The sequence below is a fragment of the Shewanella glacialipiscicola genome (assembly GCF_023283485.1).
Taxonomy (GTDB): domain Bacteria; phylum Pseudomonadota; class Gammaproteobacteria; order Enterobacterales; family Shewanellaceae; genus Shewanella; species Shewanella glacialipiscicola.
Map to the genome: position 1 here is coordinate 1 of NZ_JAKILU010000042.1, position 10,101 is coordinate 10,101.

The window sequence follows — 10,101 nt, forward strand, 5'->3', positions numbered from 1 at the left end:
AAACTCATCGATGAACTGTCACATCAGGCTGCTTAATGCTGTCTGCCGTGTCAGTGGATGCGCATTATAGGGAGATTGAGAAAGTGCGCAAGGGCTTTTTAATGAAAAAAGATCGCATGGCGATCTTTTACACAGCGGTGTTTATTTTGCGTGCAAAGTGGCGATTAATCAGGCTTTTTAGTGCCTTTATCAATAAAACCTTGGATTAGCGAAGTTGCTTTGGCATCGTCCCAATCAACATAAGTTCGAACAAAGGCAATCAATTGACCCTGTTGATCTAAGATAAAGGTCGCAGGAATAGTATCGAGTGGAAAAACGTCCCCAAGACTTTGTGGCTGATCGTAGTAAGAGTTGAAATTCGCCATGCCCAACGAACTTAAGAACGGCTGCACCTGCTGTTTGCCTTCAGCATCAATAGAAATAGGCAATACTACAAAGTCTTCAGCTTTGAACTTAGTTGCGAGTCTTTCGATTGCGGGTAGCTCTCTTACGCAAGGCGGACACCAGGTCGCCCACATGTTTACCATAATGACCTTGCCTTTAAATTGACTGAAGTCGATGGGCTTACCATCGACGTCATTAAAAGGAACTGGCTCAATAGGAAACGTCTTTGGCAATACATTGATCAGATCAACGGTAGATTCAATCGGTTTAGCCGCTTGCTGCATGCCGGGATAAGCGTGGGCTATACCGCCAGCAACAAACGAAAACACAGATGATAAGATTAATATTACTGCGATGTTATGCTTCATTTCTGATTACGCTTCAGCAAAGAATCTAACTCACGTTGGTCTTCAGCACTTATTTCATTCGGAACATTACCGACAATACGCTGCTTTCGAATGAAGATAAAACCAATGATTAAACCCATGAACAATAAACCAATCGGACCTAACCAGAGAACATAGGTTTTGGTTTCCATTTTAGGCTTATACAATACAAACTCACCATAACGGCTGGTCATAAACTCGATGATCTCGTTGTCACCTTTACCTTCATCGACCATTTTGAAGACTTCAAGGCGCAGATCTCGAGCTACCGGTGAATTAGAGTCGATCAAATTCTGGTTTTGACACTGTGGACAACGTAACTCATGGGCCAAAGACAAACCACGCTTTTGATTTTCAGGTGTTTTGAATTCATAAGTATCAACGGGGGTTGCCATGACAGCGGTCGTCATGCTGAATAACAGCACTAGACCACCGATAATTTTTGTCAGCATTCTCATGATGCGCCATCCTTCGTCGCTTCAGCTTGTAATTGTTGGATCATAGGATAAAGCGTTTCACTCCAGACACGTTGGTCGATTGGACCAGCATAGCGAAAACGGATAATACCATTGTGATCAACTATAAAGCTTTCTGGTGCGCCATAAACGCCAAGGTCTAATCCTAAACGGCCATCTTTATCATAAATATTGACGTTATAAGGATCGCCCTGACGTGTTAACTCCTCTAATGCAGGAGCACGCTCGTCACGATAGTTGATCCCGTATATTGGCAGAAGATTTTTACGCTTTAACATCACTAAGAAAGGATGCTCATACTTACAAGATGGGCACCAAGTCGCCCATACGTTAAATAGTGCGACCTTACCCTTTAACTGCTCATTCGTAATAATCTCAGCTGATGTTTCTAAGCTTTCCAGTTGGAAAGCCGGCATCGGCTTTCCTTCCAGTGCTGAATCCAATTGCTGCGGATTCAAAAATAGCCCTTTATAAAGAAATACCCCCATGGCGAGAAATATAACCAATGGGATAAACAGAACCAACTTCTTCATACATTCCCCAATTAGTGAGCCGTTGCTAATTTTACTTTTTCGGCCAGAGGCGCAACTGTAGCAGTGGCTTTTGCACGATAGCGTTTATCAGATGCGGCTAAGAACCCGCCAACCATCATGAAAATAGCTCCAAACCATAACCAACGAACAAATGGCTTATAGTTCAAACGAACTGCAAATTCAGTGCTGGTAATCGGATCGCCCATAGTAACGTACAAGTCACGGAACAGACCCCAGTCGATACCCGCTTCTGTCATGTCCATTGTACGCACATTATATTGACGGCGATCTGGCTTGAGCAATGTCAGTAGCTCATCACCTTTGTAGACTTCTATCTGTCCCTGCATCGCAGTGTAGTTAGGACCGACTACGTTTTTGGTCTCAAGATACTTAAAAGTATAACCCGCGAGTTCTTGGCTTATGCCAGGCCCCATGCGGACACTTTTCTCAATCGAGTAATTTGATACCATAGTGGCGCCAATCACTGAGACTGCAATACCAAGATGCGCGCAGATCATACCGAGCTGGCTACGACCTATGCGGTTAATACTGATATCACCTTCTTTCGACTTAACCATATTGTAAGCCGCACGCGCTGTTGCCAGTACGATCCAAGTTGCCGCAGTAATACCCAAGGTAACCCAAATATTGAACACACCATCAACGATGAAAGGAGTGACCACACCGATTGCCACAGCAACCATTGCAGGGATCAATAGCTGGCGTCTCAACTCACCCGCTTTAGATTTTTTCCAGCGGATAATTGGACCTATGCCCATAAAACCAAATAAGACTAAAACAATAGGCACAAACACAGCGTTAAAGTATGGCGGTCCAACGGAGATCTTACCCATCCCGAGCGCATCGATAAGCAATGGATATAACGTACCCAAGAGCACGGTACCAGCGGCAACCGTGAGTAAAACGTTACAAACCAATAGCATGGTTTCTTTAGATTTCAACTCAAAACGGGCTGGACTGCTCATTTCGCTGGCACGGAAGGCAAACAGAGTCAGCGAACCACCAATGGCTAAGCCAAGTAACAACAGAATAAACATACCGCGGCTTGGATCAGCTGCAAATGAGTGTACTGAAGTTAATACGCCAGAACGAACAATGAAGGTACCTAACAAACTTAATGAGAAAGCAAAAATCGATAGCAATACAGTCCAGTTACGGAAGGCACCACGTTTTTCGGTCACGATCAAAGAGTGAACAAGAGCCGTACCGACTAACCACGGCATGAAGGAGGCATTCTCAACCGGATCCCAGAACCACCATCCTCCCCAACCTAACTCATAATATGCCCACCAAGAACCGAGGGCGATCCCCCCCGTAAGGAAGGTCCACGCCGCTAATGTCCAAGGACGAGACCAGCGAGCCCAAGCGGAATCGAGACGGCCACTCATCAGTGCGGCAATCGCAAACGCAAAACTCACTGAAAAGCCCACATAACCTAAATACAGCATCGGCGGATGGAAGATTAATCCCACATCCTGCAGCATTGGGTTTAAATCTCGACCTTCAACAGGTATTGGGAATAAACGTTCAAATGGACTAGAGGTAAGTACCATAAATAGGCCAAAGCCCATAATAATCATTGCCAATACTGCCAATACGCGGGCAGTAAATACTTCCTCTAAGCCTTTACTAAATAAAGCTACCGAAGCAGCCCAAGTCGATAAAGCAAACACCCAAAATAACAGTGACCCTTCATGACCGCCCCATACGGCCGCGATCTTAAAGAAGATAGGTAACTGGGAGTTAGAGTGGTGTGCTACATAAGCGACTGAGAAATCATCGACGGCAAAGCTATAGCCCAGCACAACAACGGATAAAGTGATAAAAAAGAACATTCCGTACGTTAACGGCCAAGCATACCTAACAAGGTATTGATCTTTTCGGGCAACACCTATCAGGGGGACGCTGATCAGTAAGAAGGCAAATGCCATTCCTATTATCAACGCAAAGTGTCCAAGTTCTGGGATCATGGGTTTTCCTCAGTCTTCAATAATATGTTGATTTAGAAAGACTCTATATCAACGCACAACATGTTATTATCACGCAAATGCACAAAAATTTGCTCATTTTAGTATTTGCTATTGTTCCTGTCTGCCTCTTTCGTACAAAACTGGGTTACTTGTCTCATTCTCAATTTTTAAGGTCAATAATTGTCGCGAAAGAGTTACAGTTCTGCATGTGACCAACTAATGGCACTTAAGTTTCATGTAGAATTTACCCGAAGAATTAATTTGTGAACCAGTGCCCAACTATAAGCTTTCGGTACAAGGATTACCTTATATTACTGTTCAATGAAGCATCTTTACGTATAATCTTGCTTCCAAGCCTAGCGGTTACCCCGCTTTCTGCAAACTAAAGTGAATATAGAAACAAACATATGACAACATTTTGGATTTTTATTGCGCTTGTTCTATTCGTTGGCCTGATGCTGATTTGGATCCCGCACTTCAGACAGCAAAAATTGCTAATAGCAGAAGAAGCCGGAGTACGTAGACAGACGAACCTTGAATTGTTCAATGAACGGCTAGCTGTGCTTGAAAAAGAATTTCATGAAGAGTTATTAGATGAAGCTGAATTTAATGCTTTAAAGAAAGAACTAGAGATCAGCCTCCTCCAAGACATCAAACAAGCAAGTGATGACTCTCTGGTTAACTCAATAAAGCCGAAGACTATTCTATGGCCATCTATGATGTCTATCTGTTTAGTTGCCATTTCAGGCTACATGTACCAACACTTAGGTAACTTCCAAAATATAGGCAATGTCGAATCAGCGAATCCACGCGCTGGTATGGATGCGGCACAAATTATGGCGCAACGCGTACAGATGATGGAAGCACAAGTGAAGGCTGAACCTGAAAATAGCCAAGCTTGGTTTACCCTAGGCCATGCATATGTGTCAGCAAATCAATATGACAAAGCCATTGCTGCCTTTGATAAAGTCATAGCCTTGGTTGGCAAGCAAGCTGAATTGCTAGGTCCAAAAGCGACTGCGATGTATTACAAAGCAGGCCAACAGATGACACCACAAATCCAAGCTATTATCGATGAATCATTAGCTATGGATGCTCAAGACCCTTCAACATTATTGCTCGTCGGTATGGATGCTTTCTTTGCGGCAGACTACAAGAAGGCTATTGCCTCTTGGCAAGCTATTTTAGATAGCGATCGCACCGATGTTGACCGTACTGCACTGATGAATGCAATTGAAACAGCAAACTTGCGTATGCAGTCTGAAACTGCAGGGATGCCAGATGATGATGCTCATAAACAAGTGAAAGCCAGCAGCGTTAAATCGGTAAATATCACAATATCTATCGCAGCAGAACTTGCAGCGAAAGCTAGTCCAGAAGACACTATCTTTATCTTTGCTCGTGCAACTGAAGGGCCAAAAGTGCCATTAGCGGCAACAAAAGTGAGCGCTGAGTCTTTACCAATTACAGTGACGTTAGATGACAGTAGCGGTATGAGTGGGGACACAAAGTTAAGTGATGCAGCGAATGTTGAAGTGATAGCTGTACTTTCTAAGCACGGTAATATCAAGCCACAGACAGGTGATATTCAAGGAAAGATTAATACAGTTGCTGTGGGTAGTAGTGCAAGTCTAGTGCTCGATACTCAAGTGCAATAATTTATTAATCATTGCAGATTTTAGATATAAAAAAACCGGCTTTGCCGGTTTTTTTATCAGCTAAAAATTACTTAGCTTTCGACATAAATTCGATAGCTGCTTTGTAATCTTCATCAGTACAATCAGTACACATACCGCCTGGTGGCATAGCATTTAAACCGGTTTTCACACTTTTCACTAGAGCATCAACACCCTTCGCTAGGCGTGGTTCCCATTCGGCAACATTGTGTACTTTTGGCGCTCCAGCAACACCCATGCTGTGGCATACGGTACATGCCTTATTGTAGATAGCTTCAGCTTCTTGAGCTGATACGTTGACTGACATAGTCAAAGCAGCGACTGCAGTTATTGCTAACAGTTTTTTCATCTTCGTGTTCCTAATGCAAATACGTACAAAGCTCGGCGCTGCCCTTACTAAGGCAGACTCATTATAACGAGCTAAGATTACTACAAACTTCAATAAATCTCATCTTTTTGTGATTAGAATCTCAACACAAAATGAATCAGGCGACAAGGATGGTAAATTCGTTAATATATTAGCAAATCGTAAAAAAGTTCGATAAATATTGCTGTTATTGGAACCACATCAAATTGCTGACATCTAGTGCAAACCAAAGGTAAACGTACAATAACGTTTGTGTTAGAATGACTTGTGTTTCCTTCCGGCTTGAGATAGAGGGTTCAGTGGCAAATATAACAACAAAAACATTAGTATCAGCAAATAAGCTGACCTGTATCCGCGAAGAACGCATCCTTTTTGATGAATTAAGTTTTGATATCCATGCTGGTGACATAGTACAAATTGAAGGCCCTAACGGCGCTGGAAAAACCAGTTTATTACGCATATTAGCGGGTCTTTCCCGTCCATACGCGGGACACACTTTTTATATCGATGAAGACATTAATCGCTGCCGCGACGAATATAACCAAGATCTATTGTATTTAGGCCACCTAGCGGGAGTGAAATGCGAGCTGACCGCCGAAGAAAACCTTAATTTCAATTTAAGAATCAGTGGTTATGATGACTTTGATACCACAGCCATTTTAGCCAAAGTGAATTTAACTGGCTTTGAAGAGGCGCTTGCGGGGCATTTATCCGCAGGCCAACATCGCAGAACAGCACTCTCGAGACTGTGGCACAGCAACTGCAAAATTTGGATCCTTGATGAGCCTTTTACTGCGATTGATAAAAAAGGTGTCGAGGAACTGGAACAATTATTTATTCAGCATGCTGATAATGGGGGGTGCGTGATCCTCACAACTCACCAAGATATGGGCATTATCAAAGATGATCGGCTTCGTAAAATTCGTCTAGATTATCGCTTCATATAAGGTCAGAAAAAATGAAAAGAGGCATCAGTTTTACGCAGGCGTTTTTCACCTTGTTACAGCGAGACCTTAAAATTGCTATTCGTCATCGTGGAGATATTTTTAACCCGCTTTTATTCTTCATTATGGTTGTGACCTTGTTCCCTCTCGGAATAGGCCCTGAGCCACAAATGTTAGCTCGTGTGGCACCAGGAATCATATGGGTGGCGGCATTATTAGCATCAATGTTATCACTTGAAAGACTCTTTAAAGCGGACTTCAGTGATGGCAGCTTAGAGCAAATGCTGTTGAGCCCACAGCCTTTAGCTATTTTAGTATTAGCTAAAGTTTTAGCCCATTGGATTTTAACCGGCGTGCCATTGATTATTATCGCGCCCTTGTTAGCGGTATTACTTAATTTAGATGGCAATAGCTATGGTGCGTTAATATCGACCCTAGCACTAGGTACACCTGTATTATCTTTATTAGGAGCCATAGGTGTGGCATTAACTGTCGGCCTTAGAAAAGGCGGTGTGTTACTCAGCCTACTTATTTTGCCCTTATATATCCCAGTTCTCATTTTTGCAACGAGTGCCATCGATGCCGCTGGAATGAATTTACCCTATGACGGTCAGCTCGCTATAATAGGCGCCATGCTGGTCGGATCGTTAACCTTAGCACCTTTTGCAATTGGTGCATCTCTGCGAGTGAGTACTAACTAAAATGTGGAAATGGTTACACCCTTACGCGGATCCTGAACGCGCCTATAAGTTATCAGGAACATTATTTCCATGGTTTGCGACCTTAGCGGGTCTGCTTATCGCTGTGGGCACCATATGGGGACTCGCTTTCGCACCTACTGATTATCAGCAGGGTGATAGCTACCGTATTATCTTTATTCATGTTCCGGCCGCTTCTATGTCAATGGCGGCGTATATGGGTATGGCAACAGCAGCATTTATTGGGCTAGTGTGGCAGATCAAACTTGCCGACTGGGCTGCGGCTTCTATTGCGCCTATTGGTGCAGTTATTACCTTTATAGCCCTATTCACTGGTGCCGCATGGGGAAAACCTATGTGGGGCGCATGGTGGGTTTGGGATGCACGCTTAACCTCTGAGCTAGTATTACTGTTCCTATATTTAGGTGTTATCTCACTCTATGCCTCATTTGAGGATAAAGTACTCGCAGCTCGTGCTGCAGGGATCCTAGCGATCGTCGGTGTAATTAACATCCCTATCATCAAATACTCAGTTGAATGGTGGAGCTCATTACATCAGCCATCTACTATCCGTATTACTGAGAAATCGACCATGTCGACAGAAATGCTCTATCCACTGCTAATCAATATAGCCGGATTTGGCCTTATGATAGGCGCAATTACTATCATACGATTTAGAGCGGAGATTTTGGCAAGAAATGGCATGCGCCCTTGGGTACGTGAACTTGCTAAGGCTGAGGAGGTCAAATAATGCAATTCGATACTATCAGTGATTTTTTTAATATGGGCGGCTATGCATTTTATGTATGGCTATCCTACGGAGTGACTTTCTTCTGCCTTTCAACGCTTATCATTAGCAGCGCACGCCAAAAGCGTAAGGTGTTAATTGAAATAGCGAAAAAGATGGATAGAGAAGAACGCCTAAAAGAGACCAGGAGTACTAAATAGTGAACCCAAGACGCAAAAAAAGACTAACGTTAGCTGTAGCATTAATCGGTGGTGTTGCCGCGATTACTTCGCTTTTGCTCTATGCACTGAACTCCAACTTAAACTTATTTTATACCCCATCTGAAATTGTCCATGGCAAGACAGATACCGGCGTTAGACCTGAAGTTGGTCAACGTATCCGTGTCGGTGGTATGGTAACGGTTGGCTCTATGGTACGCGATCCAAACAGCTTGCATGTCCAGTTTGCTGTGCATGACTCTCTAGGCGGCGAAGTCCTCGTCACCTATGATGATCTACTGCCAGATCTCTTCCGTGAAGGCCAAGGAATTGTAGCGCAGGGCGTGCTCAGTGCTGATGGCAAACTAGCGGCGACTGAAGTACTAGCCAAGCATGATGAGAACTATATGCCGCCAGAAGTTGCTGAAGCCATGGGGCAAACCCATGAAAAATTAGATTACAGCCAGCAGAAGGCAGCGGATACGAAGTAACTTTTAGTTAATTCGTAAAGCATACACACTAAGCCTCCTAACTTAATAATTAGTGAGGCTTTTTTATTCTATCACTCACATAATTATAGTTGAAATATACTCAAGGCTGTACCTGCATCGAATACCAATCCGCATTATATTTTACCCATGTTAGCCCAGTCTCGTGTGCACAAACTTTTTACCTGTCCTTGCACTGAATAAACGTATTCCAAGCATCGCAACACTGCTCAACAATATCGTTATAACCGTCAAAACACCTATTTGCCAAACAGTGCTGTCTTAGCCATTGCCATACAGGTTCTATCGGCTCCAACTTCGGAGAGTAAGGCGGTAATTTAAGGACCGATAAATGACTGAATTCTTTTGCTATATTATCCGTATGCCAGCGCCATCAATTATAACAAGTACATATCTATCAGAATGAATTGCCCCTGATATTTGCGTTAAGTGTTGCCTCATTGCATCTTGATTAACGAAAGGCGTGACCAAAGCTTCTGTTGCCCCCGTCGCTGAGCACACAGCACCAAAGAGATAAAAATACTCAAATTGCTGTTGTCTTACTGCCCTTGGTCTTGAGCCTTTTGCTGCCCATAGCCGCGTGGTAGTATTTTGTTAACCAAATCTGGCTTCATCTTGAAACCAAATATCGACAGGGAACGTGGCGATCGTTTTAGAAATGAGTTTTTTAAACGCTTCTTGAGCTTCTCAGGATTGTTTTGGGTGCTTGGAGCGACTTGATTGGCCTATATGTTTTGATAGAGAGCCTACTTTTGGTGTTCGTCGAGTTTGCTCGCATTTGTCGAATTCATATTGGCTTTCAAGCCATCAATGCCCATATTTAAGTCGTTTTTAACCCATTCATTGACACTTCGACGACTAACCTTTAGTTGGTGGCGAGCGACTTGAGCACGATTGTGACATTCCAGAAAACAAGAAACGGCCAATATGCGAATGCGCATACGGGCATCTTTTTCTGACTTTGATAGCTTTATGAGCTCAACAGACGTGTAATTTTTCACAGTATGAAATGATGTGGAAATAGTAAGTGTATTAGATCACAACTTAATGCGGATGGTATAATACCAATCGTATAATACCAATCGTATAATACCAATCGTATTATACCAATTACTTTAATTATATGATCTAATAAGTCGTCACTTTCTAACCTTACAAAGTATGAACAAGCCCAATATCCTAGCCCTAGTTA

General features: G+C 43.1%; 11 protein-coding genes and 1 pseudogene. 6 read left to right on the forward strand and 6 right to left on the reverse strand.

Going from position 1 to position 10,101, the window contains the following annotated elements; translation table 11 throughout:
- Positions 1-164: 164 nt before the first annotated feature.
- The 4 genes from L2717_RS17635 to L2717_RS17650 are packed head-to-tail and all read right to left on the reverse strand — an operon-like array spanning position 165 to position 3,770.
- Positions 165-752 (reverse strand): TlpA disulfide reductase family protein, encoded by a 588-nt coding sequence (locus tag L2717_RS17635; protein WP_220774566.1) that lies wholly within the window; start codon positions 750-752, stop codon positions 165-167.
- Positions 749-1,228 (reverse strand): heme lyase NrfEFG subunit NrfF, encoded by a 480-nt coding sequence (nrfF, locus tag L2717_RS17640; protein ID WP_220774565.1) that lies wholly within the window; start codon positions 1,226-1,228, stop codon positions 749-751. Before nrfF ends, L2717_RS17635 begins: the two co-directional genes overlap by 4 nt.
- The gene (locus L2717_RS17645) at positions 1,225-1,779 is read right to left on the reverse strand and encodes a DsbE family thiol:disulfide interchange protein (protein ID WP_220774564.1); all 555 of its coding nucleotides are present in this window, start codon (positions 1,777-1,779) and stop codon (positions 1,225-1,227) included. Before L2717_RS17645 ends, nrfF begins: the two co-directional genes overlap by 4 nt.
- An 11-nt stretch (positions 1,780-1,790) precedes the next feature.
- Positions 1,791-3,770 carry a heme lyase CcmF/NrfE family subunit gene (locus L2717_RS17650; protein WP_220774563.1) on the reverse strand — a complete coding sequence of 660 codons (1,980 nt, stop codon included), beginning with the start codon at positions 3,768-3,770 and terminating at the stop codon, positions 1,791-1,793.
- 407 nt (positions 3,771-4,177) lie between these two features.
- Here L2717_RS17650 and ccmI point away from each other — a divergent pair, with 407 nt between their 5' ends.
- Positions 4,178-5,428: a c-type cytochrome biogenesis protein CcmI gene (ccmI, locus tag L2717_RS17655; RefSeq protein WP_220774562.1), complete on the forward strand. Its 1,251-nt coding sequence runs from the start codon at positions 4,178-4,180 to the stop codon at positions 5,426-5,428.
- 67 nt (positions 5,429-5,495) lie between these two features.
- Here ccmI and L2717_RS17660 read toward each other — a convergent pair whose 3' ends face one another.
- On the reverse strand, positions 5,496-5,795 hold the full coding sequence (locus L2717_RS17660; protein ID WP_220774561.1) for a c-type cytochrome: 300 nt from the start codon (positions 5,793-5,795) through the stop codon (positions 5,496-5,498).
- Positions 5,796-6,112: 317 nt separating this feature from the next.
- On the opposite strand from L2717_RS17660, the gene ccmA reads away from it, so the two are divergent.
- Genes ccmA through ccmE form a run of 5 tightly spaced genes read left to right on the forward strand, consistent with a single transcriptional unit; the run spans position 6,113 to position 8,891 of the window.
- Complete coding sequence (gene ccmA / locus L2717_RS17665) at positions 6,113-6,760, forward strand: cytochrome c biogenesis heme-transporting ATPase CcmA (protein ID WP_220774560.1); 648 nt, start codon at positions 6,113-6,115, stop codon at positions 6,758-6,760.
- Between the two features lie 11 nt (positions 6,761-6,771).
- The gene (gene ccmB / locus L2717_RS17670; protein WP_006079706.1) at positions 6,772-7,458 is read left to right on the forward strand and encodes a heme exporter protein CcmB; all 687 of its coding nucleotides are present in this window, start codon (positions 6,772-6,774) and stop codon (positions 7,456-7,458) included.
- 1 nt (position 7,459) lies between these two features.
- Positions 7,460-8,206 (forward strand): heme ABC transporter permease, encoded by a 747-nt coding sequence (locus tag L2717_RS17675; RefSeq protein ID WP_220774559.1) that lies wholly within the window; start codon positions 7,460-7,462, stop codon positions 8,204-8,206.
- Positions 8,206-8,403 carry a heme exporter protein CcmD gene (gene ccmD, locus L2717_RS17680; RefSeq protein WP_220774558.1) on the forward strand — a complete coding sequence of 66 codons (198 nt, stop codon included), beginning with the start codon at positions 8,206-8,208 and terminating at the stop codon, positions 8,401-8,403. The genes L2717_RS17675 and ccmD overlap by 1 nt, the downstream gene beginning before the upstream one ends.
- A complete protein-coding gene (ccmE, locus tag L2717_RS17685) occupies positions 8,403-8,891 on the forward strand; it encodes a cytochrome c maturation protein CcmE (RefSeq protein ID WP_220774557.1) in 489 nt (162 codons plus the stop codon). The genes ccmD and ccmE overlap by 1 nt, the downstream gene beginning before the upstream one ends.
- A gap of 134 nt (positions 8,892-9,025) precedes the next feature.
- Here ccmE and L2717_RS17690 read toward each other — a convergent pair.
- Positions 9,026-9,850, reverse strand: a pseudogene (locus L2717_RS17690) (IS630 family transposase).
- Between the last annotated feature and the right edge of the window lie 251 nt (positions 9,851-10,101).

Excerpts from the sequence above, each read along its gene's own strand:
- L2717_RS17635 (WP_220774566.1), bottom strand. The coding sequence starts at position 752 with ATGAAGCATAACATCGCAGTAATATTAATCTTATCATCTGTGTTTTCG.
- nrfF (WP_220774565.1), bottom strand. The coding sequence starts at position 1,228 with ATGAGAATGCTGACAAAAATTATCGGTGGTCTAGTGCTGTTATTCAGC.
- L2717_RS17645 (WP_220774564.1), bottom strand. The coding sequence starts at position 1,779 with ATGAAGAAGTTGGTTCTGTTTATCCCATTGGTTATATTTCTCGCCATG.
- ccmI (WP_220774562.1), top strand. The coding sequence starts at position 4,178 with ATGACAACATTTTGGATTTTTATTGCGCTTGTTCTATTCGTTGGCCTG.
- L2717_RS17660 (WP_220774561.1), bottom strand. The coding sequence starts at position 5,795 with ATGAAAAAACTGTTAGCAATAACTGCAGTCGCTGCTTTGACTATGTCA.
- L2717_RS17650 (WP_220774563.1), bottom strand. The coding sequence starts at position 3,770 with ATGATCCCAGAACTTGGACACTTTGCGTTGATAATAGGAATGGCATTT.
- ccmD (WP_220774558.1), top strand. The coding sequence starts at position 8,206 with ATGCAATTCGATACTATCAGTGATTTTTTTAATATGGGCGGCTATGCA.
- ccmB (WP_006079706.1), top strand. The coding sequence starts at position 6,772 with ATGAAAAGAGGCATCAGTTTTACGCAGGCGTTTTTCACCTTGTTACAG.
- L2717_RS17675 (WP_220774559.1), top strand. The coding sequence starts at position 7,460 with ATGTGGAAATGGTTACACCCTTACGCGGATCCTGAACGCGCCTATAAG.